Origin of the sequence: Mycobacterium sp. 852002-51057_SCH5723018, assembly GCF_001667035.1 — a bacterium.
Taxonomy (GTDB): domain Bacteria; phylum Actinomycetota; class Actinomycetes; order Mycobacteriales; family Mycobacteriaceae; genus Mycobacterium.
In genome coordinates this window covers 136,399-160,423 of record NZ_LZIR01000070.1, presented here as the reverse complement: position 1 = coordinate 160,423, position 24,025 = coordinate 136,399, and the positions used below count along the sequence as shown (strand labels likewise).

The following is a 24,025-nucleotide window of genomic DNA, read 5'->3' as shown; positions in this document are numbered from 1 at the left end:
GTACGTGCCAGATCCCGCAACGTATCGCCCCGCGCCCGGATCCATTCCGGTCGAACCGGGCGTCTACCGATTCCGGGACGTGCACGGGCGGGTCATCTACGTCGGCAAGGCCAAGAGCCTGCGCAGCAGGCTGACGTCATACTTCGCCGACGTCGCCGGCCTGCACCCGCGGACCCGGCAGATGGTGACCACGGCGGCCAAGGTCGAGTGGACGGTGGTCAACACCGAAGTCGAGGCGCTCCAGCTGGAATACAACTGGATCAAGGAGTTCGATCCGCGCTTCAACGTCCGCTACCGCGACGACAAGTCGTATCCGGTGTTGGCCGTCACCCTCAACGAGGAGTTTCCCCGGCTGATGGTCTATCGCGGGCCGCGGCGCAAGGGGGTTCGGTATTTCGGGCCGTACTCGCACGCGTGGGCCATCCGGGAAACGCTGGACCTGCTCACCCGGGTGTTCCCGGCCCGGACCTGTTCGGCCGGAGTGTTCAAGCGGCACAAGCAGATCGACCGCCCGTGCCTGCTCGGCTACATCGACAAATGTTCGGCGCCCTGCGTCGGCAGGGTCAGCGCCGAGCAGCATCGCCAGATCGTGGAGGACTTCTGCGACTTCCTGTCCGGCAAGACGGACCGCTTCGCCCGCGAGCTGGAACAGCAGATGAACGCCGCGGCCGAGCGATTGGACTTCGAGCGGGCCGCGCGGCTGCGCGACGACCTCGGCGCGCTCAAGCGGGCGATGGAAAAACAGGCCGTAGTCCTCGGCGACGGAACCGACGCCGACGTGGTCGCGTTCGCCGACGACGAGCTGGAAGCGGCGGTGCAGGTGTTCCACGTCCGCGGCGGCCGGGTCCGCGGCCAGCGCGGCTGGATCGTCGAAAAGTCGGGGGATCCCGGCGAATCCGGTGAGGAGCGGCTGGTCGAGCAGTTCCTGACCCAGTTTTACGGGGAGCAGGCCGAACTGGGGGGCGCGGCCGACGAATCCGCCAACCCGGTGCCCCGCGAGGTGCTGGTTCCGTGTCTGCCGTCCAACTCCGACGAGCTGTCCAGCTGGCTGTCGGGCCTGCGCGGTTCGCGGGTCACGCTGCGGGTGCCGCGGCGCGGGGACAAGCGCGCACTGGCCGAAACCGTGCAGCGCAACGCGAAAGACGCGCTGCAGCAACACAAGCTGAAGCGGGCCGGCGACTTCAACGCCAGATCGGCTGCGCTGCAGAACATTCAGGACGCCCTGGGCCTGCCCGACGCGCCGCTGCGCATCGAATGCGTGGACATCAGCCACGTGCAGGGCACCGACGTGGTGGGCTCGCTGGTGGTGTTCGAGGACGGGCTGCCGCGCAAATCCGATTACCGGCATTTCGGCATCCGGGAGGCCGCGGGCCGGGGCCGCTCGGACGACGTCGCCTCCATCGCCGAGGTGACGCGGCGCCGGTTCGCGCGGCACCTGTCCGAGCAGAACGACCCGAATCTGCTTTCCGCGGAAGGAAAGTCGCGCCGGTTCGCCTACCCGCCGAATCTCTATGTCGTTGACGGCGGCGCGCCGCAGGTCAACGCGGCCAGCGCCGTGCTCGACGAGCTCGGCGTCACCGACGTCGCGGTGATCGGCCTGGCCAAGCGGCTGGAGGAGATCTGGGTGCCCTCGGAGCCGGACCCGATCATCATGCCGCGCAACAGCGAGGGGCTCTACCTGCTGCAGCGCGTGCGCGACGAGGCGCACCGGTTCGCCATTGCCTACCATCGCAGCAAGCGATCGAAGCGAATGACCGCCTCAGCGCTGGATTCGGTGCCAGGATTGGGAGAACATCGCCGCAAGGCGCTGGTAACCCATTTCGGATCGATAGCCCGGCTCAAGGAGGCCACCGTCGACCAGATCACCGCCGTTCCGGGCATCGGCGTGGCCACCGCCACCGCCGTCCTCGAGGCGCTGCGACCCGAACAGACCGGGGTCGCGGAATGACGAGCCAAGGCGAGTTCACCGATAACCACGCGGGTGACGGTGCGGCCGGCATCGACGTCGTGCTGGTGACGGGGCTCTCGGGCGCCGGGCGGGGTACGGCGGCCAAGGTCCTCGAGGACCTCGGGTGGTACGTGGCCGACAACCTGCCTCCCCAGCTGATCACCCGGATGGTCGATTTCGGGCTGGCGGCCGGTTCGCGGATCACCCAGCTGGCGGTGGTGATGGACGTGCGGTCGCGCGGCTTCACCGGTGACCTCGACGAGGTGCGCAACGAGCTGGCCACCCGCAACATCAGCCCGCGGGTGGTGTTCATGGAGGCGTCCGACGACATGCTGGTGCGCCGCTACGAACAGAACCGCCGCAGCCACCCGCTGCAGGGCGCGCAGACCCTGGCCGAGGGCATCGCCGCCGAGCGCAGGATGCTGGCGCCGGTCCGCGCCACCGCCGACCTGATCATCGACACGTCGACGCTCTCGGTGCGCGGGTTGCGGGAGAGCATCGAGCGCGCGTTCGGCGGCGAGATCGGCGCGTCCACCAGCGTGACCCTGGAGTCCTTTGGCTTCAAGTACGGCCTGCCGATGGACGCCGACATGGTGATGGACGTGCGCTTCCTGCCCAATCCCCACTGGGTCGACGATCTGCGCCCCCTCACCGGGCAACATCCGGCGGTGCGCGATTACGTGTTGAGCCAGCCCGGCGCGGCGGAGTTCCTCGACGCTTACCATCGATTGCTAAACCTGGTCGTCGACGGCTACCGCCGGGAGGGCAAGCGCTACATGACCGTGGCCATCGGCTGCACCGGCGGCAAGCACCGCAGCGTGGCGATCGCCGAGGCGTTGATGCAGCTGCTGGGCAGCAACCCGCAGCTGGTGGTGCGGGTGCTGCACCGGGATCTGGGTCGCGAATGAGCTCACCGGCAAACCAAGGCATCGTCGCGCTGGGGGGCGGCCACGGCTTGTACGCCACGCTGTCCGCGGCGCGCCGGCTGACGCCCCATGTCACCGCGGTGGTCACGGTCGCCGACGACGGTGGCTCGTCGGGCCGGCTGCGCAGCGAACTGGACGTGGTCCCGCCGGGCGACCTGCGAATGGCGTTGGCGGCGTTGGCATCTGACAGCCCATACGGGCGGCTGTGGGCGACCATCCTGCAGCATCGATTCGGCGGCACCGGCGCCCTGGCCGGCCACCCGATCGGCAACCTGCTGCTGGCCGGCCTCAACGAGGTGCTGGCCGACCCGGTCGCCGCTCTCGACGAGCTGGGACGCATCCTCGGCGTCAAGGGCCGGGTGCTGCCGATGTGCCCGATCGCGCTGCAGATCGAGGCCGACGTGTCCGGTCTGGAAACCGACCCGCGCATGTTCCGGCTGATCCGCGGCCAGGTGGCGATCGCGACCACGCCCGGCAAGGTGCGGCGGGTGCGCCTTATGCCGGACAACCCGCCGGCGACCCGGCAGGCCGTCGACGCCATCATGGCCGCCGACCTGGTGGTGCTGGGCCCGGGGTCGTGGTTCACCAGCGTGATCCCGCACGTGCTGGTGCCAGGCCTGGCGGCGGCGCTGCGGGCCACCAGCGCGCGGCGGGCGCTGGTGCTCAACCTGGTGGCCGAGCCGGGGGAGACGGCCGGGTTCTCGGTGGAGCGCCATCTGCACGTGCTGGCCCAGCACGCGCCCGGGTTCACCGTGCACGACATCATCATCGACGCCGAACGGGTGCCCAGCGAGCGCGAGCGTGAGCAACTGCGCCGCACCGCAACGCTGTTACAAGCCGAGGTCCACTTCGCCGACGTGGCCAGACCTGGTACACCTTTACATGACCCGGGGAAGCTTGCGGCGGCGCTGGACGGGGTCCGAGGGGGACAGAAAAGCCCCGAAACCCCTTCGACCAAGACCACCACCGAGATTCGGGTCGACGGTGAAAGTCCAGAGGCCGGCGTGAACCGACCGGCCGCCAGCGGACCGAGGGGTGACGACGCGTGGCGATGACGACCGAAGTCAAGGACGAGCTGAGCCGCCTGGTAGTGAAGTCGGTCAGCGCGCGTCGCGCCGAGGTCACATCCCTGCTGCGGTTCGCCGGCGGTTTGCACATCGTGGGGGGCCGGGTCGTCGTCGAGGCCGAGGTGGACCTGGGCAACATCGCGCGCCGGCTGCGCAAGGACATCTTCGAGCTCTACGGCTACAACGCCGTCGTTCATGTCTTGTCGGCCAGCGGGATTCGCAAGAGCACCCGCTACGTGCTGCGGGTGGCCAACGACGGCGAGGCGCTGGCACGCCAGACCGGGCTGCTCGACATGCGGGGGCGCCCGGTGCGCGGGCTGCCGGCCCAGGTGGTCGGCGGCAGCATCGCCGACGCCGAGGCGGCGTGGCGGGGGGCGTTTCTGGCGCACGGTTCGCTGACCGAGCCGGGGCGTTCGTCGGCCCTGGAGGTCAGCTGCCCGGGCCCGGAGGCGGCGCTGGCCCTGGTGGGCGCGGCGCGCCGGCTGGGGGTCAGCGCCAAGGCCCGTGAGGTGCGCGGCGCCGACCGGGTGGTGGTGCGCGACGGCGAGGCGATCGGCGCGTTGCTGACCCGGATGGGCGCCCAGGACACCCGCCTGGTTTGGGAGGAGCGCCGGATGCGCCGCGAGGTGCGGGCGACGGCCAACCGGTTGGCCAACTTCGACGACGCCAACCTGCGCCGCTCGGCGCGCGCCGCCGTCGCGGCGGCCGCCCGGGTGGAGCGCGCGCTGCAAATACTCGGTGACAGCGTCCCCGACCACTTGGCCTCGGCCGGCAAGCTGCGCGTCGAGCACCGCCAGGCCTCCCTCGAGGAGCTCGGCCGCCTCGCCGACCCGCCGATGACGAAAGACGCTGTGGCCGGGCGCATTCGGCGCCTGCTGTCCATGGCCGACCGCAAAGCCAAGGTCGACGGCATCCCGGACACCGAGTCGGCGGTGACGCCGGACCTATTGGAGGATGCCTGATCGCGGGCTAACGTTCCCGGCATGAAGCGGCTTTCGAGTGTCGATGCGGCGTTTTGGTCTGCCGAAACTGCGGGCTGGCACATGCATGTCGGAGCGCTGGCGATCTGTGATCCCAGCGACTGCGACTACAGCTTTGCCCGACTGCGCGAAATGCTCATCGAGCGGCTGCCCGAGTTGCCGCAGTTGCGTTGGCGGGTCACCGGCGCGCCCCTCGGGCTGGACCGGCCGTGGTTCGTCGAGGACGAGGAACTCGACATCGACTTCCACCTCCGCCGCATCGGCGTACCCGCTCCGGGCGGCCGCTGCGATCTCGAGGAGCTGGTGGGCCGGCTGATGTCCTACAAGCTGGACCGCTCCCGGCCGCTGTGGGAGCTGTGGGTGATCGAGGGGGTCGAGGGCGACCGGATCGCGACCCTGACCAAGATGCACCACGCCATCGTCGACGGGGTGTCCGGCGCCGGGTTGGGTGAAATCCTTTTGGACGTCACGCCGGAACCTCGCCCGCCGTCGCGGGAGGAGGCGGTCGGGTCGCTGGTGGGATTTCAGCTTCCCGGGCTGGAGCGGCGCGCGCTGGGCGCGCTCATCAACCTGGGTGTCAAGACGCCGTTCCGCGTGGCCCGCCTGCTCGAGCAGACGGTGCGCCAGCAGGTCGCCGCGTTGAGCGTCAGCAGCAAGCCGCCGGGTTACTTCGAGGCGCCCAAGACCCGGTTCAACGCGTCGGTCTCGCCGCACCGGCGGGTTACCGGTTGCCGCGTCGAGCTGGCCCGGGCCAAGGCCGTCAAGGACGCCTACGGCGTCAAGCTCAACGACGTGGTGCTGGCATTGGTGGCCGGCGCGGCCCGCGAATACCTGGAGAAGCGTGGTGAGCTGCCGGCCAAGCCGCTCATCGCGCAGATCCCGGTGTCAACCCGGACCGACCAGAGCAAGAGCGACGTCGGGAACCAGATCGGCTCGATGACCGCGTCCCTAGCCACCGACATCGAAGACCCGGCCGAGCGGCTGCTGACCATCCACGAAAGCACCCAGAGCGCCAAGTTGATGGCCGAGGCGCTGTCGGCGCATCAGATCATGGGCCTGACCGAGACCACACCGCCCGGGCTGCTGCACCTGGCCGCGCGGGCCTACACGGCGACCGGGCTGTCGCGAAACCTCGCGCCCATCAACCTGGTTGTGTCCAACGTCCCGGGCCCGCAGTTCCCGCTGTACATGGCGGGTGCCAGGCTGGATTCGCTGGTGCCGCTCGGGCCGCCCATCATGGACGTGGCGCTGAACATCACCTGCTTCTCCTATACCGACTACCTGGACTTCGGGTTCGTGACCACGCCCGAGGTGGCCAACGACATCGACGAGATGGCCGACGCGATGGAACCGGCGCTGACCGAGCTCGAAAAGGCCGCGGCGCTGAGCGGCTAGCGGCGATCGCGAGGGCGGCGGAGCCGGGCGAAGCGGGTCGCCGCCATCGGGGCTACTCGCGCTCGGGCGGATTCGTCGAGTACACCCACGACAAGAACCGCGCCACGGCTTCGGCGGATCGGTGCGCCCGCGGGGAACTGAAAATGTCGAAAGCGTGTTGGGCGTGCGGTAATTCGGCGTAGGCAACGGGGGACTTCGACACCGCCCGCAATTCGTCGACGAACTCCTGCGCCTCGCCGACCGGGATCAGGGAATCGTCGTGGCCGTGCAGGACGAAGAAGGGTGGCGCGTCGGCCCGCAGCCGCCGGATCGGCGACGCATCGACGAAGATGTCGCGGCGCTCGGCGATTTCCTGCTTCACGACGAACTTTTCCAGCAGCCACACGAATTCGGGGCGGCCGTCGCCCTCGGTGGAGAACCAGTCGTAGCGCCCGTAGACCGGGACCGCGGCGACCACCGACGTGTCGGCGTCTTCGAAGCCGGGCTGATATTTCGGGTCGTTGGCGGTCAGCGCCGCCAGCGCGCACAGGTGGCCCCCGGCGGACCCGCCGGTGATCGCGACGAAGTCGGGATCCCCGCCGTAGCGGGCGATGTTCTCCTTGACCCAGGCCAGCGCGCGCTTGACGTCGACGATGTGGTCGGGCCAGGTGTGCACGGGCGACACGCGGTAGCCGATGGACACGCACACCCATCCCCGGGCGGCCAGGTGGCTCATCAGCGGGTAGGCCTGCGGACGGCGCATGCCGATCACCCAGGCGCCGCCGGGCACTTGGAGCAGCACCGGCGCCTTGCCGTCGCGCGGCAGGTCGCGGCGGCGCCAGATGTCGGCCAGGTTGGCCCTGCCGTGCGGGCCGTAGGACACCACGTTGGTCTTCTCGACATAGCGCCGGCGCGCCACCGTGTTGCCCAGGGGCAGGTTGCGCCGCCCGCTGCGGGTGGGTTTGGTGTGGGGCAGGTCGCTCAGCGCCTCGGCGTAGTCGTCCCCGAGCTGGTCGCGCAGCCCTGCCTCCAGCACGGGACCGGGGGTGGTGACGCCGCGGTAGCGGATCGCCCCGAGGATGGCCCAGGACGCGGCCGTCAGGGCCAGCGCCGCCTTTCCCTGTCGTCCGGCGAAGTCGCCGCGGCGCCCGCGCCGCAACGCGTCCAGCAGCGAGGCGGAGAAGTAAATGCCGGGCACCTCCGACGTCGGCCAGCCGAACCAGAACACCAAGACGGTGGTGTAGCCCTTGCGGGCCAGCGGGCGTAATCCGTTGGCGGCGTTGGCCAATTCGACCGCCGCGCGCAGCAGCGGCCGGGGCCTCCGGATTTTCGCTGTCAGCCGCATCAGCCGCTGACCCGCGCCTGCAGTTCGGCGCGCAGGATCTTGCCGGTGTTGCCGCGGGGGAGTTCGTCGAGCACCGTTATCTCGCGCGGCACCTTGTAGTTGGCCAGGTTTTCCCGCACGTGTTGTTTGAGCGTGTCCGGGGTGGCCTGGGCGCCCTGGGTCAGCACCACGAACGCCGCCAACCGCTGGCCGTACTGCTCGTCGTCCACGCCGATCACCGCGGCCTCCGCCACCTCGGGATGGGCCGCCAGCGTCTTTTCCACCTCGATGGGGTAGACGTTCTCTCCGCCGGAGACGATCATCTCGTCGTCGCGGCCGACGACGAACAGCCGCCCGGCCTCGTCCAGGTACCCGACGTCACCCGACGACATGAATCCGGCGTGGAAATCTTTGGTGGCACCCGAGGTGTATCCCGCGAACTGGGTGTCGTTGCGGACATAAATGGTGCCGACCTCGCCGGACGGCAGTTCGTTGAATTCGGAGTCCAGGATCCGGATTTCGGTCCCGCCCGCCGGGCGGCCGGCGGTGTCGGGCGCCGCGCGCAGGTCCTGCGGGGTGGCGGTGGCGATCATGCCGGCCTCGGTGGCGTTGTAGTTGTTGTAGATCACGTCGCCGAACTGGTCCATGAACGCGATGACGACATCGGGCCGCATCCGCGAGCCGGAAGCCGCGGCGAAGCGTAATGACTTGCAGCTGTATCGGTTTCGCACGTCGGCGGGGAGCTCCATGATGCGGTCGAACATCACCGGTACCACGGCAAGGCCCGTCGCCCGGTGGCGATCGATAAGATCCAGCGTCGCCTCTGGGTCGAATTTGCGCCGGGTGACCACCGTGCAGGCCATCGACGCGGCGAATACCAGCTGCGAAAATCCCCACGCGTGGAACATCGGCGCCACGATCACGATCGGCTCCTCCGCGCGCCACGGCGTGCGGTCCAGGATCGCCTTGAGCGTGCCGATGCCGGCGTTACCACCGGTTTGGTTGGCGCCCTTGGGGGTTCCGGTGGTGCCGGAGGTGAGCAGGATCATCCGGCCCTTGCGGCCGCTGCGGTCGGGCCGTTGCCCGCCGTGGTCGGCGATGAGCTTCTCCACCGTGAGTTCGTGCTGCCCGTCGGTCCAGGCCACGATGCGGGTGGCGTCCGGCCGGTCGGCCAGCGCGCGGTCCACCGTCTCGGTGAACTCCTCGTCGTAGATGACCGCCTCGACGCCCTCGCGGTTGACCACCTCGGCCAGCGCGGGCCCGGCGAACGACGTGTTGAGCAGCACGATGTCGGAGCCGATCCGGTTGGCGGCCACCAACGACTCGACGAAACCGCGGTGATTGCGGCACATGATCCCGACAACCTTCGGCATTCCGGCCGATGAGCCGGGAAGACCCTGTTGCAGCGCCGCTGCCAGCGCGTTGATCCGCTCGTCGAGCTGCCGCCACGTCAGCGTGCCCAGCTCGTCGATCAGCCCGGGGCGGTCGGGGCAGCGCTGCGCCGCGCCGGCGAAACCAGAAGTGATGCCGATGCCTTCGCGGCGCATGGCGGCGGCGATCCTCAGGTAGCGGTCGGGCCGCATCGGCGCGATCATGCCGGCGCGGCTCAGGGTGGTGATGACCCCGAGGGCCTGATTGATGCGAGATGCCATGGCTCAGCCCAGAATCGGGAAGCGACGCTTGTCGGCGAGCTTGGTGAGGGCCTCCTGCATCACGGACCGTACGTGTTCGTCGACCTCGTCGACGTCTGGGTCGTCGCCGAACTCGGCGGTGATGTCGATCGGGTCGAGCACCTGCGTCACGATCTTGGTGGGCAACGGCAGGTTCGGCGGTATCACGGCGCTGAACCCGAATGGGAAGCCGAACGAGACCGGCATGATGGCGCTGCGCAGCAAGCGCTTTATGCCCAGCCGCTCGGCCAGCCACGTGCCGCGGGACAGATAGAGCTGGGTCTCCTGGCCGCCGATGGACACCGCGGGCACGATGGGCACGCCGGCCTCGATCGCCGTGCGGACGTATCCCTTGCGCCCGTTGAAGTCGATGACGTTCTCCGAGAAGGTGGGCCGGTAGGCGTCGTAGTCGCCGCCGGGAAAGACGATCACGACGCCGCCGGATCGCAGGGCCCTGGCCGCGTTTTCCCGGCTGGCCCGGATGTAGCCGGTGCGCCGGAAGAACGAGCCGGTAGGGCCGGTCATGAGGATGTCGTGGCTGAGCGTGTAGACCGGCCGGTCGTAGCCGAACTTCTCGTAGAAGTGGACGGTGAAGATCGGGACGTCCATCGGAAACATGCCGCCGGAGTGGTTGGCGACCACCAGCGCTCCGCTCACCGGGAAGGAATCCAGGCCGTGCACCTCGGAGCGGAAGTACGTCCTCAAGAAGGGCCGCAGCACACCCATCAAGCGCTGGGTGAGGCCGGGATCGAATTTTTCGATGTCGCCCATGTCCGGGCTGTCGCTGTCCGTCACGTTCCTCCCTCAACGCTTGCGAGGCCGCATTGCCTCGCGAGTCACTCGATGGTAGCGACCGGGCCCTGAGCGTTTTCCCGGCCCGCCAGGCAAACGAGGGGTTGCTCGCCGCCGTCGGTGGCGCCGGCCTGACTCCGGGGCTATTGTTACCCCCTGCCAAGCACCCGATCCCAGCCGAGAGAGACGAGATGGACGTCGCCGGTTTGTCCGACGAGCGCGATACTCGCTCGGTCGCTGGGCACAGGTCGAACAGCGCTCGCGACAGACGCGGGCGCGGGCTCCACAGCAGCGCCGTCCACTCCGGACCGGCCAACGTACGTCAAGGAGGAGCTATGGCTTCGATGACGGTGCACCGGCCCGCCGGTGATGTGGAGCCCTCGGCCACGGTCGCCGAGACGGCGGATCAGCTCCAAGCCAGCTACTTCCTACGGCTGCTCGCGCAGAGTCGCCGCCACGTGGACCACCGCATCGGCGAATGCCACAAGGCCATCGCGATCGCGGAAGCCGCCGGCGACACCGACGGCGCCGGTAGCCTTCGGCGGATGGCCCGTCTCGAGGAACAGGACCGCCAGACCCTGGACGGCCTGATCGAAAACCTGCGCCGGCGGTTCCCCGTCCGGGCGCCGGGCGGGCCTGCCCACCTGCCGCGCAGGGCGCGCCCCGCGGTCCGCTAGGGCCGCTTCACCGCATTCAATCACGCGGCGCTCCAACGATTTTCGGCTTCTGGCCAACCCCGTTCGGGTTGGTGGATACATTGGTATTGGCCACTGGTTTCACCTCCGAAAGCGAATGAGGCCACCCATGGGATTCATGTCACCGGAGCTTCCGGACGTCGACCCGGATACTTGGCAGGCGCAGCCACGGTCGACGCGGCTGCAGATCGCGACCAGGCACTGGGCGGAACACGGCTTTGGTACGCCCTATGCGGTGTATCTGCTGTATCTGATGAAGATCGCCCTGTACGTGGCCGTTCCCGCCGCGATCATCTCGCTCACCCCCGGCCTGGGCGGGCTTGGGCGCATCGGCGACTGGTGGACGCAACCGATCGTGTATCAGAAGTTCATCGTGTTCACGCTGCTGTTCGAGGTCCTGGGCTTTGGCTGCGGATCCGGGCCGCTGACCGGGCGGTTCATGCCGCCGGTCGGCGGCTTCCTGTACTGGTTGCGTCCCAACACGATTCGGCTACCCGCGTGGCCTGGCAAGGTTCCGTTCACCAGCGGCGACACCCGCACCGTCGTCGACGTCGCCCTGTATGCCGTCGTCTTGATCGGCGGCGGGTGGGCGTTGCTGGCGCCGGGCCCGCTGATCGACCCCGTTCGGGTGTTGCCGACGATCGTGGCCCTGGCGATCTTGGGTCTGCGGGACAAAACCATCTTCCTGGCCGCCCGCGGTGAACACTACTGGCTGAAGCTGATCGTGTTCTTCTTCCCGTTCACCGATCAGATCGCCGCCTTCAAGATCATCATGCTCGGATTGTGGTGGGGTGCAGCAACTTCCAAGCTCAACCATCACTTTCCCTACGTGGTGTCAGTGATGACCAGCAACAACGCGCTGCTGCGCAGCAAGCTGTTCAACCCGGTCAAGCACATGCTCTACATCGACCACGTCAACGACCTGCGGCCCTCCTGGCTGCCGAAGGCGATGGCCCACGTCGGCGGCACCACCGCCGAATTCCTGGTTCCGGGGATTTTGGTGTTCGTCGCCGATGGGCAACCATGGCGGTGGTTCCTGATCGGCTTCATGGTGATCTTCCACCTCAACATCCTCTCCAACCTGCCGATGGGAGTGCCGTTGGAGTGGAACGTGTTCTTCATCTTCTCCCTGTTCTATTTGTTCGGCCACTACGGCGCGATCCACGCCGTCGACCTCTCCTCGCCGCTGCTGCTGGCCATCCTGATCGTCGCGCTCGCCGTGCTGCCGATCGCGGGAAACATGTTCCCCCAAAAGATTTCGTTCCTACCGGCGATGCGGTACTACGCCGGTAACTGGGCCACCAGCGTGTGGTGCTTCCGCGCGGGCGCCGAGGACAAGATCGAGGCCAACATCGTCAAAAGCTCCGCGCTCGTGGTCAATCAGCTGGCCAAGCTCTACGACGCCAAGACGGCGGAGATCATGAGCGACAAGACGTCCGCCTTCCGGGCGATGCATACGCATGGCAGGGCGCTCAACGGCCTATTGCCCCGTGCTTTGGGCGGAGAAGCCAACGAGGCCGACTACAGCGTGCGCGAGGGCGAGATCGTCGCCGGCCCCCTGGTGGGTTGGAACTTCGGCGAAGGCCACCTGCACAACGAGCAGCTGCTGGAGGCGGTGCAGCGGCGCTGCCACTTCGAGGACGGCGACGTCCGTGTCATCGTGCTGGAGGGCCAGCCGATTCACATCCAGAGGCAGTGGTACCGCATCCTCGACGCCAAGGCCGGGGTGATCGAGAGCGGCTACGTCGAGGTCTCGGACATGCTCAGCCGCCAGCCGTGGCCCGAACCCGGCGACCGGTTCCCCGTCCACGTCACCACTTCCCGCGCCACGCGATGACTGTCGATGTCTAACGCGGTGGTCGTCGGGGCAGGGCCCAACGGCCTGGCCGCCGCGATCCACCTCGCCCGCCACGGCATCGACGTGCAGGTGCTGGAGGCTCGCGACACGCCCGGCGGGGGAGCGCGTTCGGGTGAGCTGACGGTGCCCGGAGTCATCCACGACCACTGCTCGGCGGCGCACCCGATGGGCGTGGGTTCGCCGTTCTGGCAAGAGATCGACCTGCAAAGCTATGGGTTGGCGTGGAAGTGGCCCGAAATTGACTGCGCGCACCCGCTCGACGACGGCACCGCCGGCGTGCTGTACCACTCGATCGAGGAGACCGCGGCGGGCATGGGACCCGACGCCACCCGGTGGCGGCGCGCCTTCGGGGACCTCACGGCGGGATTCGATCAGCTGGCGCAGGATTTCTTTCGCCCGGTGATCCATGTGCCGCGCCACCCGGTTCACCTGGCCGCGTTCGGGCCGCGCGCGCTGCTGCCGGCGACCGTGCTGGCCCGCTGGTTTCGCACCGAGCAGGCGCGCGCGGTGTTCGGCGGCGCGTCCGCGCACATGTTCACCCGGCTGGACCGACCGCTGACCGCCGCCATGGGCCTGATGTTCTTGGCCGGTGGGCAGCGCTACGGGTGGCCGGTGGCCGAAGGCGGATCCGGCTCGATCATCGCCGCTCTGGTGGCCGCCCTCGAAGCGCACGGCGGCACCGTCACCACCGGAGTGAGCGTCGCAGGGCGCAAGGACGTCCCCGACGCCGACATCGTCATGCTCGACCTCAGCCCGGCCGGCGCGCTGAGGATCTACGGCGATGACATGCCGGCACGAATCCGGCGGTCCTATCGGCGCTACCGCCAGGGCTCGTCGGCGTTCAAGGTGGACTTCGCCGTCGAGGGCGACATCCCGTGGACCAACCCCGACTGCCGGCGGGCCGGCACGGTCCATCTCGGCGGCACGTTCGCCGAGACCGCCGACACCGAACGTCAACGCGCACAAGGCATCATGGCGCGGCGCCCGTTCGTCCTCGTCGGGCAGCAGTACCTCGCCGACCCGTCGCGGTCGGCGGGCGACGTCCACCCGATATGGGCCTATGCGCACGTTCCGTTCGGCTATACCGGCGACGCCACCGCCGCCGTCGTCGGCCAGATCGAGCGGTTCGCCCCCGGCTTCCGCGACCGCGTCATCGCGACCGTCAGCACGGGAACCGCGGAGCTAGAGGCCTACAACCCCAATTACATCGGCGGCGACATCATCGGCGGCGCGAACGACGGGTTGCAGGTCATCCTTCGCCCGCGGGTCGCCGTCAACCCGTACGCGACCGGCGTGCCGGGCGTCTACCTGTGTTCACAATCCACGCCGCCGGGGGCCGGCATCCACGGCCTGTGCGGCTATCACGCCGCCGAGTCGGCGCTGGGATGGCTGCGCAAGCGAGGGTCGGCGCGAGTCAAACCCGTGTAGCCGAACCGTGACAGAGACTTGATCGAATCGCTAACGCGCCCTGGCGCTTCCGCAGTTCACGCCCCCTACCATCACTATTACAACGATGTCAGTTAAAAGGGACTGGGGCCATGCGTGCGGTTGTGCGGTGTGTTCTTGCGGTGAGCGTGATCGGTGCGAGTGTGGTCGCAAAGCCCGCCGACGTGAGCCTGGCCGCGGCGAACCAGCCGTATGGCTTGGTCGTCGCCTCGGTGCTACCGGCGCGCGGCGCCCTGGTGGGTGTGGCGCATCCCGTGGTGGTGACGTTCCGGGCGCCAGTCAACAATCGGCACGCGGCCGAGCGCGCCATCGACGTCAAATCCGCGCCCGCGATGACCGGCAGGTTCGAATGGCTTGACAGCGACGTGGTGCGGTGGGTTCCTGACCGCTTCTGGCCGGCGCACAGCACGGTGGCGCTGTCGGTGGGCAACGTGCACTCGGAGTTTCAGACCGGCCCCGCCGTCGTCGGTGTGGCCAAGATCTCCGATCACACGTTCACCGTGACCATCGACGGGCTCGAGGCGGGACCGCCGACTTCGTTGCCGGCGCCGCACCACCGGCCCCACTGGGGAGAACAAGGCGTGATGCCGGCCTCGATGGGCAGGCCGGACTACCCGACGCCCGTCGGCTCTTACACCGTCTTGTCCAAGGACCGCATGGTGATCATGGACTCAAGCAGCGTCGGCATTCCCGTCGACGATCGCGACGGGTACCGGATCCCGGTGGATTACGCCGTCCGTATCACCGGCCGGGGCCTCTACGTGCATTCGGCGCCCTGGGCCGTCAATGCGATGGGGCTGGACAACGTCAGCCACGGCTGCATCAGCCTGAGCCCCGAGGACGCCGAGTGGTACTTCAACAGGGTCAGTGTCGGCGACCCGGTGATCGTCGAGGAATAGCAGCGTAGGCGCTCCGCCAGAGCTGTTGCGGCGCAGTGCTTCTCACTGGACGGCCTGATCGCCTGTCGCGCAAACGGAACGGACCCGCCGGGAGCAATCCAGCGGGTCCGTATCGCGGGGAAGCGGATGGGCTCAGCGCGCACCCGAAGGACCGGGCCGAATCGGCTGACCGGCCACCGGGCCGCCGGCCGGCACCGGACCGGTCGGTTCACCCTTGCCGGTCCCAGCCATGTCGATGATCGGAGCGCCGGCCGGTGCAGCACCGTCCAGGGGGCCACCGGCAAGCGCAATCAGCGGAGCACCAACTGGCACCACCGGCACCGGTGCACCGACCGGGACCGGCGCGCCCACCGGCACTGGCGCGCCGACCGGCACCGGCGCACCGACCGGCACCGGTGCACCGACGGGCACTGGCGCGCCGACCGGCACCGGTGCACCGACGGGCACCGGTGCACCGACGGGCACTGGCGCACCGACCGGGACCGGCGCACCAGCCGGGACCGGCGGCCCCAATGCAATCAGCGGAGCGCCGGCCGGCACCACGGGAACGGGCCCGGGCGCAACCAGGGGAACACCGGACATGTCGTTGAGCGGAGCGCTGGCCGTGCAGACGGGCGCCGCGGGCGTTCCGCCGGGACCTGCCGGTCCGGTGCCCGCCGGTCCGCCGGCCGCGGGCGCCCCACCGGCGACCACCGGCCCGCCGGCCGCGGGCGCCCCACCGGCGACCACCGGTCCGCCGGCCGCGGGCGCCCCACCGGCGACTATCGGGCCGGCCGCCGGCGCCCCAGCCTCGCCCGACAGTCCCTGAACGCACGCGTAGCCGCCGGTTTTCAGCGGGGCGGCTACCGCATCCGGGCTCATCGCTATGGCGGCCCCGCACAATCCGGCGATGGTTGCGCCAACTTTGACGTTGAACCGATCGAAGACCGTCATCGACGTCGACTCCTTAAGCACTCAGTGTTTCCGCAATCAAATGGTCAGCAGAACCGCATAGCCCTACCGCAGTCGTGTCGAATGTATGGCTCGTTATTGCTATTCGACACGCGACGATTGCGCGGCTTATAGAACCGATACAAAGGAGACATGCTCCGGTTACCGCAGCCGTGTGAACCCCGGGTACCGCGGGCGGGACTCTTGACCGGCGGGCGGTGAAGCACGTCACTGATCTAGGCTGGCGACGAGCGCTGATCAGCGGACTCGAAGACATTACGAAGACAGGGAGAGACAAGTGACGGTCCGAGTTGGCATTAACGGCTTCGGTCGAATCGGACGCAACTTTTATCGAGCGTTGCTGGCGCAGCAGCAGCAGGGCGGCGCCGATATCGAGGTGGTGGCGGTCAACGACATCACCGACAACGCCACGCTGGCGCACCTGCTGAGGTTCGACTCGATTTTGGGTCGGTTGCCCTACGACGTGAGCCTGGAGGGCGAGGACTCCATCGTGGTGGGCAGCGCCAAGATCAAGGCGCTCGCGGTGCGGGAGGGTCCGGCGGCGATGCCGTGGAGCGACCTGGGTGTTGACGTGGTGGTGGAGTCCACGGGGCTGTTCACCAATGCGGCGAAGGCCAAGGGCCACCTGGAGGCCGGCGCCAAGAAGGTGATCATCTCCGCGCCGGCGACGGATCCCGACATCACGATCGTGTTGGGGGTCAACGACGACAAGTACGACGGCAGCCAAAACATCATCTCCAACGCGTCGTGCACGACGAACTGTTTGGCGCCGCTGGCCAAGGTGCTCCATGACGAGTTCGGCATCGTCAAGGGCCTGATGACCACCATCCACGCCTACACCCAGGACCAGAACTTGCAGGACGGGCCGCACAAGGACCTGCGCCGGGCGCGGGCCGCGGCGCTGAACATCGTGCCGACCTCGACGGGGGCGGCCAAGGCGATCGGGTTGGTGATGCCCGAGCTCAAGGGCAAGTTGGATGGGTATGCCTTGCGGGTGCCGGTCCCGACCGGGTCGGTGACCGATTTGACCGCCGAGTTGTCCAAGTCCGCGGGGGCCGAGGAGATCAATGCCGCGTTCAAGGCGGCCGCCGAGGGTCGGCTCAAGGGCATCTTGAAGTACTACGACGCCCCGATCGTCTCGAGCGACATCGTCACCGATCCGCACAGCTCGATCTTTGACTCGGGCCTGACCAAGGTGATCGACAACCAGGCCAAGGTGGTGTCCTGGTATGACAATGAATGGGGCTACTCCAACCGCCTCGTCGACCTCGTCGACCTGGTCGGCAAGTCCCTGTAACCGTGGCCTCTTCCGCGTCGTCCCTGCCCACGCTCGAAGACCTTCTGGCCGAAGGAGTTTCAGGGCGGGGCGTGCTGGTGCGCTCCGACCTGAACGTCCCGCTCGACTTCGATGCTGGGGGAGCGGCTGAAATCACCGACCCCGGTCGCATCACCGCGTCGGTGCCCACGCTGCAGGCGCTGCTCGAGGCCGGCGCCAAAGTGGTCGTCACCGCGCACCTGGGCCGTCCCAAGGGCGGACCCGACCCGAAGCTGTCGCTGGCACCCGTCGCCGCCGCGCTCGGCGAACAGCTCGGCCGGCACGTGCAACTGGCCGGCTCCGATCAGTCCCGAGTCGTCGGCACCGACGCGCTCGCCCGCGCCGAGGGGCTGACCGACGGCGACATCCTGCTGCTGGAAAACATCCGCTTCGACGCCCGCGAAACCAGCAAGGACGACGGCGAGCGGTTGGCGCTGGCCAGGCAACTGGCCGAATTGGTCGGGCCCACGGGGGCTTTCGTCTCCGACGGCTTCGGGGTGGTGCACCGCAAGCAGGCGTCGGTGTACGACGTCGCCACCCTGCTGCCGCACTACGCCGGCACCCTGGTGGCCGAGGAGATCGAGGTGCTGGAGAAGCTGACCAGCTCCACCACCCGACCCTATGCGGTGGTGCTCGGTGGGTCGAAGGTGTCCGACAAGCTCGGCGTCATCGAATCGCTGGCGACCAAGGCCGACAGCATCGTGATCGGTGGCGGCATGTGCTTCACTTTCCTTGCCGCACACGGTGTTTCGGTGGGCACATCGCTGCTCGAAACCGAGATGGTGGACACCTGTCGCCGGTTGTCGGAGACCTACGCCGACGTGCTTCGTCTCCCGGTGGACATCGTGGTGGCGGAGAAGTTCGCCGCCGATTCGCCGCCGGAAACCGTGGCCGCCGACCGGATTCCGGACGGCAAGATGGGCCTGGACATCGGACCTGAATCGGTCAGGCGGTTCGCTGCGCTGCTGTCCAACGCCGAAACCGTGTTCTGGAACGGCCCGATGGGCGTGTTCGAGTTCCCGGCCTTTGCCGCCGGCACCAAGGGGGTCGCCGAGGCGATCGCCTCGGCCACCGGCAAGGGCGCCTTCAGCGTGGTGGGCGGCGGCGATTCCGCGGCCGCGGTGCGCGCGCTGGGCATCCCGGAGGCCGCCTTCTCGCACATCTCCACCGGCGGCGGCGCATCGCTGGAATACCTGGAAGGCAAGACGCTGCCGGGCATTGAGGTCCTTGGCCGGCCCCAGCCTGACCAAAACAAGGGGGCAGGAGACTCGTGAGCCGCAAGCCACTGATCGCCGGCAACTGGAAGATGAACCTCAACCACTTCGAGGCGATCGCGCTGGTGCAAAAGATCGCGTTCGCGCTGCCGGACAAGTACTACGACAAGGTCGACGTCACCGTCCTGCCACCGTTCACCGACCTGCGCAGCGTGCAAACCCTGGTCGACGGCGACAAGCTGCGACTGACTTACGGGGCCCAGGACCTGTCCCAGCACGACTCCGGCGCCTACACCGGCGACATCAGCGGCGCCTTCCTGGCCAAGCTCGGCTGCAGCTTCGTCGTCGTCGGACACTCGGAGCGGCGCACCTACCACAGCGAGGACGACGCGCTGGTGGCCGCCAAGGCCGCCGCCGCCCTCAAGAACGGCCTGACCCCGATCGTCTGCATCGGCGAGCACCTCGATGTCCGCGAAGCCGGCGAGCACGTCGGTCACTGCGAGGATCAGCTGCGCGGCTCGCTGGCCGGCCTGTCGAGCGAGCAGATCGGCAGCGTCGTCGTCGCCTACGAGCCGGTGTGGGCGATCGGCACCGGGCGGGTGGCCGGCGCCAATGACGCCCAGGAGGTGTGTGCGGCCATCCGCAAGGAGCTGAGCTCGCTGGCCTCGGCGCAGGTCGCCGACGCCGTCCGGGTGCTCTACGGCGGCTCGGTGAACGCGAAGAACATCGGCGACATCATCGCCCAGGACGACATCGACGGGGCGCTGGTGGGCGGGGCGTCGCTGGACGGCGAGCAGTTCGCGACGCTGGCGGCGATCGCCGCCGGCGGGCCCCTGCCCTGACTCCCCGTCGGCACCGGTAGGCTCTCGGACATGGAATTGGCCCTGCAGATCACCCTGGTGGTCACCAGCGTGCTGGTCGTGCTGCTGGTGCTGCTGCATCGCGCCAAGGGCGGCGGCCTCTCCACGCTGTTCGGCGGTGGCGTGCAGTCGAGCCTGTCCGGGTCCACCGTGGTGGAGAAGAACCTGGACCGGCTGACGCTGTTCATCACCGGCATCTGGCTGGTCTGCATCGTCGGCATGGAACTGCTGATCAAGTACCGCTGACGCGCGCCTTTACCCACCGTCCCGCCGCCGAGCGTGCAATTCATGACGCGACACGCCGATGAAGCGTCGTGAATTGCACATTCGGCCGCTTGTGCGGCGGCTTGCCGATACCTCCCGCCGATCTGGGTATCCCTCGCATCGAGCGGTCGCAGGTAAGGAGTGCGCGGTGGGGATTTCGGATAGTTCAGATCGAGGGTGGCTCGGCTGGGCCGCAGGCGCAGTCGGGGTGTGCGCGGCGGTGGCGTCGTTCCCGGCCAGCTCGACGCAAGTCGGCGAAGGCTTTGCCTTCGGTTTCGGCGTCTTCATCACTTTCTTCGGAGTGTTGGCCGTCTTGGCCCGCGAACGCCGGCCCGACTACTGGGGCCTGGTCGTCGTCGGCCTGGCCATGTTCATCGTTCCGTTTCTCGGCAACGGCTATCGGGCCGATCTGGGCGCCTCCTGGACGTGCTGGGTGGCGGGCGCCCTCGCGGTGATCCTCGGTGGCATCGGGTGGACGGGCAGCGCGCCGCCAACCGAGTACGGCGTCAACGAGATCGGCAGCGGTCAAGCCAAGCGCAGCACGTTGAGCTTTTGGATGGGACGGGCCGCACTCGCTGTCGGCTTCGCCACCGTTTTGCTGGGCATCGCAACCCACAAGACAACGGTCGGCACAGCCGTGATGATCGGACTCGGCGGACTCACCGCCGTGATCGCTGTCTGGTCACTGCTCGCCGCCGACCCCACGCACGATTTCCTGACGCTGGCCATCACCGGGTTGGCGCTTTTCCTTTCGCCGTGGGTCGGCGGGTTTGGCGGCGATAACGCGGTGACGGCCTGGGTGACAGGTGCCCTCACCGCGGCGCTCGGCGTGGCGGGTTATCTGCGGGGGGAAAACCTGAACTTCGCCGCCACCGTGCACGACGATGCCGCTGAGCGGTACCGGGCCCGATACCGACCGACCACCTAGCGCTCCGCGATCTCCCCGGTAGTGAGGCGTATTACCCCTCGATGGTGAACCGTGGGCGGGCGGGCCACGCGCTCCACACCGATACTGGGATCCATGGCTGAGGCTTCCGACACCGCGCTCGAACCGATCGGCGCCGTCCGGCGCACCCGCGTCGGGCGCGAGGCGACCGAACCCATGCGCGCCGACATCCGGCTACTGGGCACCATCCTCGGCGACACCGTGCGCGAGCAGAACGGCGAGGAGGTGTTCGACCTCGTGGAACGCGCGCGGGTGGCATCCTTCCGGGTGCGGCGGTCCGAAATCGATCGGGCCGACATGTCCCGCATGTTCGACGGCCTCGACATCCACCGGGCGATCCCGGTCATCCGGGCGTTCAGCCACTTTGCGCTGCTGGCCAACGTTGCCGAAGACATCCACCGCGAGCGCCGGCGCGCGCTGCACGTCGCTGCCGGCGAGCCGCCGCAGGACAGCAGCCTGGCCGCCACCTACGCGAAACTCGATCGGGCGGAACTGGATTCGTCCACCGTGGCCGACGCGCTGCGGGGAGCCCTGGTGTCCCCGGTGATCACCGCCCACCCCACCGAAACGCGCCGCCGCACCGTCTTCGTCACCCAGCACCGCATCACCGAGCTGATGCGCCTGCACGCCGCGGGGCACACCGAGACCGAGGCGGGCCGCGACATCGAGCGCGAGCTGCGCCGCCAGGTCCTCACGCTGTGGCAGACCGCGCTGATCCGGCTGTCGCGGCTGCAGATCACCGACGAAATCGAGGTCGGGCTGCGGTATTACCCGGCCGCGCTGTTCGACGTGATCCCGCATGTCAACGCCGAGGTGCGCGACGCGTTACGCGCCCGCTGGCCCGAGGCCGACCTAGTGTCGGCGCCCATCCTGCAGCCGGGCTCCTGGATCGGCGGTGACCGCGACGGAAACCCGAACGTCACCGCCGACGTGGTGCGGCGGGCTACCGGCAGCGCCGCGTTCACCGCCCTCGCGCACTACATGGCCGAACTCACCGAACTCGAGCAGGAGCTGTCGATGTCGGCGCGGCTCATCACCGTCACCCCCGAGGTGACCGCACTGGCCGAGCGCAGCGACGACAAAGCCCGCGCCGACGAGCCGTACCGGCGGGCGCTGCGGGTGATCCGCGGGCGCCTCACCGCGACGGCCGCCGAGATCCTGGACCGGCAGCCGCAGCACGAGCTCGACCTGGGCCTGCCCCGGTATCAGGCGCCGGCCGAACTGCGTGCCGACCTGGACGCCATCGAGGCCTCCCTGCGCACGCACGGCGCCGGGCTGCTGGCCGACGACCGGCTGGCCCGATTGCGGGAAAGCGTGCACGTCTTCGGGTTTCACCTGTCCGGCCTGGACCTGCGGCAAAACTCCGACGTGCACGAAGAGGTCGTCGGCGAGCTGCTGGCCTGGGCGGGCGTGCACCCCGACTACGGCTCGCTGCCCGAAGACGAACGGGTCGAGCTGCTGGCGCGCGAGCTCGGCACCCGCCGCCCGCTGGTCGGCGACCACGCTCAACTGTCCGACCTGGCCCGCGGCGAGCTGGGCGTCGTCGCGGCCGCCGCCCGCGCCATCGAGCTCTACGGCCCGGCGGCGGTGCCCAACTACGTCATCTCGATGTGCCAGTCGGTGTCGGACGTCCTGGAAGCCGCGATCCTGCTGAAGGAGGCCGGCCTGCTGGATGCCTCGGGGCCGGAACCCTATTGCCCCCTGGGCATCTCGCCGCTGTTCGAGACGATCGACGACCTGCACAACGGGGCGTCGATCCTGCAGGCGATGCTGGACCTGCCCCTGTACCGGTCGCTCGTCTCCGCGCGCGGAGACTCGCAGGAGGTGATGCTGGGCTACTCCGACTCCAACAAGGACGGCGGGTATCTCACCGCCAACTGGGCGGTCTATCGCGCCGAGCTCACCCTCGTGGAGGTGGCCCGCAAAACCGGTATCCGGTTGCGGCTCTTCCACGGTCGCGGCGGCACCGTCGGCCGCGGCGGCGGCCCGAGCTACCAGGCCATCCTGGCGCAGCCACCGGGAGCGGTGAACGGCTCGCTGCGGCTCACCGAGCAGGGCGAGGTGATCGCGGCGAAATACGCCGAGCCGCAGCTGGCCCGGCGCAACCTGGAGAGCCTGGTCGCGGCCACCCTGGAGTCGACACTGCTGGACGTCGAGGGCCTGGGCGACGCCGCGGAGCCGGCCTACGCGGTGCTCGACGAGGTGGCGGCCCTCGCGCACCGCGCCTACGCCGAATTAGTGCACGAGACACCGGGTTTCGTCGAGTACTTCAAAGCCTCCACCCCGGTCAGCGAGATCGGGTCGCTCAACATCGGCAGCCGGCCCACCTCCCGCAAGCCCACCGAATCCATCTCGGACCTGCGCGCCATCCCCTGGGTGCTGGCCTGGACCCAGTCGCGGGTCATGCTGCCCGGCTGGTACGGCACCGGCACGGCGTTCGAGCAGTGGATCGCGGCGGGCCCCGAGGGCGAGAACGAGCGGGTGGCGATACTGCACGAGCTGTATGAGCGGTGGCCGTTCTTTGCCAGCGTGCTGTCGAACATGGCGCAGGTGCTGGCCAAGAGCGATCTGGGCCTCGCCGCCCGCTATGCCGAGCTGGTCGCCGATGAATCGTTGCGGCGCAGGGTGTTCGACAAGATCGTCGACGAACACCGGCGCACCATCGCCATGCACAAGCTGATCACCGGACACGACGACCTGCTCGCCGACAACCCGGCGCTGGCGCGGTCGGTGTTCAACCGCTTCCCCTACCTGGAGCCGCTGAACCACCTGCAGGTGGAGTTGCTGCGCCGCTACCGCTCTGGCGACGACGACGAATTGGTGCAGCGCGGCATCCTGTTGACGATGAACGGGCTGGCGAGCGCGTTACGCAATAGCGGGTAACGGCGGATGATGAAATAATCTTGCTCGGCCGCAGCGGCACCAACTGAGGAGCAATCATGGCTCTTGCTTTGCTGTCCGATCTCGACCAATACAAGGCGGCACCGTTTCCGCCGGGCTATCCCGACGACACCCGGACTTTCTACAGTCCGGTTGACCATGTGCACCAAGCATTGCAGGCGTTGCTGACGTCGGCCAACAAAAGCATCGTGGTGGCCATGTACGGTTACGATGACAGTCAGCTCAACACCATCCTTCAGTCGAAGCTGCACGACGAAAACATCTATGTGCAAATGAGTCTCGATTCCACGCAGGCTGCCGGGAAGGCGGAGCGCGAACTCCTGGCGGCCTGGCTGAACGACAAGACGGGCAACAGCATCGCGATCGGCCACAGCGAGAAGTCGGCCATCATGCACCTGAAGATGGTCATCATCGACGGCGTCGACGTCATCACCGGCTCGACCAACTGGTCCGAGGGCGGCGAGACCAAGCAGGACAACCAGATGACCGTGATCCGCGACCCCTACGTGTGCGCCGAGGCCCGCTCCAGGCTCGACATCATCCACGACGACATGCTCAAGCAGATGGCCGCGCGCGCCGCCAAGGCGAAGTAAGC

At 68.5% G+C, this 24,025-nt stretch carries 20 protein-coding genes; 16 read left to right on the top strand and 4 right to left on the bottom strand.

All coding sequences use genetic code 11. The features are described 5' to 3' along the window. The first annotated feature begins 4 nt into the window (after positions 1 to 4). Genes uvrC through A5764_RS13805 form a run of 5 tightly spaced genes read left to right on the top strand, consistent with a single transcriptional unit; the run spans position 5 to position 6,316 of the window. Positions 5 to 1,948 carry an excinuclease ABC subunit UvrC gene (uvrC, locus tag A5764_RS13825; RefSeq protein ID WP_067114061.1) on the top strand — a complete coding sequence of 648 codons (1,944 nt, stop codon included), beginning with the start codon at positions 5 to 7 and terminating at the stop codon, positions 1,946 to 1,948. Next, on the top strand, positions 1,945 to 2,856 hold the full coding sequence (rapZ, locus tag A5764_RS13820) for an RNase adapter RapZ (RefSeq protein WP_067114060.1): 912 nt from the start codon (positions 1,945 to 1,947) through the stop codon (positions 2,854 to 2,856). The genes uvrC and rapZ overlap by 4 nt, the downstream gene beginning before the upstream one ends. Then, positions 2,853 to 3,929: a YvcK family protein gene (locus A5764_RS13815; RefSeq protein WP_067114059.1), complete on the top strand. Its 1,077-nt coding sequence runs from the start codon at positions 2,853 to 2,855 to the stop codon at positions 3,927 to 3,929. Before rapZ ends, A5764_RS13815 begins: the two co-directional genes overlap by 4 nt. Next, the gene (gene whiA / locus A5764_RS13810; protein WP_067114231.1) at positions 3,926 to 4,903 is read left to right on the top strand and encodes a DNA-binding protein WhiA; all 978 of its coding nucleotides are present in this window, start codon (positions 3,926 to 3,928) and stop codon (positions 4,901 to 4,903) included. The genes A5764_RS13815 and whiA overlap by 4 nt, the downstream gene beginning before the upstream one ends. A gap of 21 nt (positions 4,904 to 4,924) precedes the next feature. After that, positions 4,925 to 6,316, top strand: coding sequence for a wax ester/triacylglycerol synthase family O-acyltransferase (locus A5764_RS13805; RefSeq protein ID WP_067114058.1), 1,392 nt, complete (start codon positions 4,925 to 4,927; stop codon positions 6,314 to 6,316). A 52-nt stretch (positions 6,317 to 6,368) separates the two neighbouring features. On the opposite strand, the gene A5764_RS13800 is transcribed toward A5764_RS13805, so the two are convergent. From A5764_RS13800 to A5764_RS13790, 3 genes are read right to left on the bottom strand one after another with little or no spacing between them, the layout of a single operon-like run. Beyond that, positions 6,369 to 7,640 (bottom strand): alpha/beta hydrolase, encoded by a 1,272-nt coding sequence (locus tag A5764_RS13800; RefSeq protein ID WP_067114057.1) that lies wholly within the window; start codon positions 7,638 to 7,640, stop codon positions 6,369 to 6,371. Further along, positions 7,640 to 9,271, bottom strand: coding sequence for an acyl-CoA ligase FadD12 (gene fadD12 / locus A5764_RS13795; RefSeq protein WP_067114056.1), 1,632 nt, complete (start codon positions 9,269 to 9,271; stop codon positions 7,640 to 7,642). Before fadD12 ends, A5764_RS13800 begins: the two co-directional genes overlap by 1 nt. 3 nt (positions 9,272 to 9,274) lie before the next feature. After that, entirely contained in the window at positions 9,275 to 10,084 is an 810-nt protein-coding gene (locus A5764_RS13790) for a lysophospholipid acyltransferase family protein (RefSeq protein ID WP_067114055.1), read from the bottom strand. Between the two features lie 332 nt (positions 10,085 to 10,416). On the opposite strand from A5764_RS13790, the gene A5764_RS13785 reads away from it, so the two are divergent. The 4 genes from A5764_RS13785 to A5764_RS13770 all read left to right on the top strand — a co-directional run bounded on the left by A5764_RS13785 (position 10,417) and on the right by A5764_RS13770 (position 14,979). After that, positions 10,417 to 10,758, top strand: coding sequence for a hypothetical protein (locus A5764_RS13785; RefSeq protein WP_231989706.1), 342 nt, complete (start codon positions 10,417 to 10,419; stop codon positions 10,756 to 10,758). 127 nt (positions 10,759 to 10,885) lie between these two features. Continuing rightward, the gene (locus A5764_RS13780) at positions 10,886 to 12,613 is read left to right on the top strand and encodes a DUF3556 domain-containing protein (protein WP_067114054.1); all 1,728 of its coding nucleotides are present in this window, start codon (positions 10,886 to 10,888) and stop codon (positions 12,611 to 12,613) included. Positions 12,614 to 12,619: 6 nt separating this feature from the next. Then, positions 12,620 to 14,062: an NAD(P)/FAD-dependent oxidoreductase gene (locus A5764_RS13775; protein ID WP_067114053.1), complete on the top strand. Its 1,443-nt coding sequence runs from the start codon at positions 12,620 to 12,622 to the stop codon at positions 14,060 to 14,062. A gap of 110 nt (positions 14,063 to 14,172) precedes the next feature. Continuing rightward, positions 14,173 to 14,979, top strand: a complete 807-nt coding sequence (locus tag A5764_RS13770) for a L,D-transpeptidase family protein (protein WP_067114052.1) — start codon at positions 14,173 to 14,175, stop codon at positions 14,977 to 14,979. A gap of 132 nt (positions 14,980 to 15,111) precedes the next feature. Here the strand turns inward: A5764_RS13770 and A5764_RS13765 are convergent, their stop codons facing one another. Continuing rightward, entirely contained in the window at positions 15,112 to 15,912 is an 801-nt protein-coding gene (locus tag A5764_RS13765) for a beta-xylosidase (RefSeq protein WP_067114051.1), read from the bottom strand. Between the two features lie 295 nt (positions 15,913 to 16,207). On the opposite strand from A5764_RS13765, the gene gap reads away from it, so the two are divergent. The 7 genes from gap to A5764_RS13730 all read left to right on the top strand — a co-directional run bounded on the left by gap (position 16,208) and on the right by A5764_RS13730 (position 24,023). Then, positions 16,208 to 17,227, top strand: coding sequence for a type I glyceraldehyde-3-phosphate dehydrogenase (gap, locus tag A5764_RS13760; protein WP_067114050.1), 1,020 nt, complete (start codon positions 16,208 to 16,210; stop codon positions 17,225 to 17,227). Positions 17,228 to 17,229: 2 nt separating this feature from the next. Then, positions 17,230 to 18,519 carry a phosphoglycerate kinase gene (gene pgk / locus A5764_RS13755; protein WP_067114049.1) on the top strand — a complete coding sequence of 430 codons (1,290 nt, stop codon included), beginning with the start codon at positions 17,230 to 17,232 and terminating at the stop codon, positions 18,517 to 18,519. Continuing rightward, positions 18,516 to 19,301, top strand: coding sequence for a triose-phosphate isomerase (tpiA, locus tag A5764_RS13750; protein WP_067114048.1), 786 nt, complete (start codon positions 18,516 to 18,518; stop codon positions 19,299 to 19,301). Before pgk ends, tpiA begins: the two co-directional genes overlap by 4 nt. A 30-nt stretch (positions 19,302 to 19,331) precedes the next feature. Next, on the top strand, positions 19,332 to 19,565 hold the full coding sequence (gene secG, locus A5764_RS13745; protein WP_067114047.1) for a preprotein translocase subunit SecG: 234 nt from the start codon (positions 19,332 to 19,334) through the stop codon (positions 19,563 to 19,565). A 166-nt stretch (positions 19,566 to 19,731) separates the two neighbouring features. Beyond that, complete coding sequence (locus A5764_RS27495; protein WP_231989705.1) at positions 19,732 to 20,511, top strand: SPW repeat protein; 780 nt, start codon at positions 19,732 to 19,734, stop codon at positions 20,509 to 20,511. A 93-nt stretch (positions 20,512 to 20,604) separates the two neighbouring features. Beyond that, on the top strand, positions 20,605 to 23,412 hold the full coding sequence (gene ppc / locus A5764_RS13735) for a phosphoenolpyruvate carboxylase (RefSeq protein WP_067114046.1): 2,808 nt from the start codon (positions 20,605 to 20,607) through the stop codon (positions 23,410 to 23,412). Positions 23,413 to 23,468: 56 nt separating this feature from the next. Next, the gene (locus tag A5764_RS13730; RefSeq protein ID WP_067114045.1) at positions 23,469 to 24,023 is read left to right on the top strand and encodes a phospholipase D-like domain-containing protein; all 555 of its coding nucleotides are present in this window, start codon (positions 23,469 to 23,471) and stop codon (positions 24,021 to 24,023) included. Positions 24,024 to 24,025: the final 2 nt, after the last annotated feature.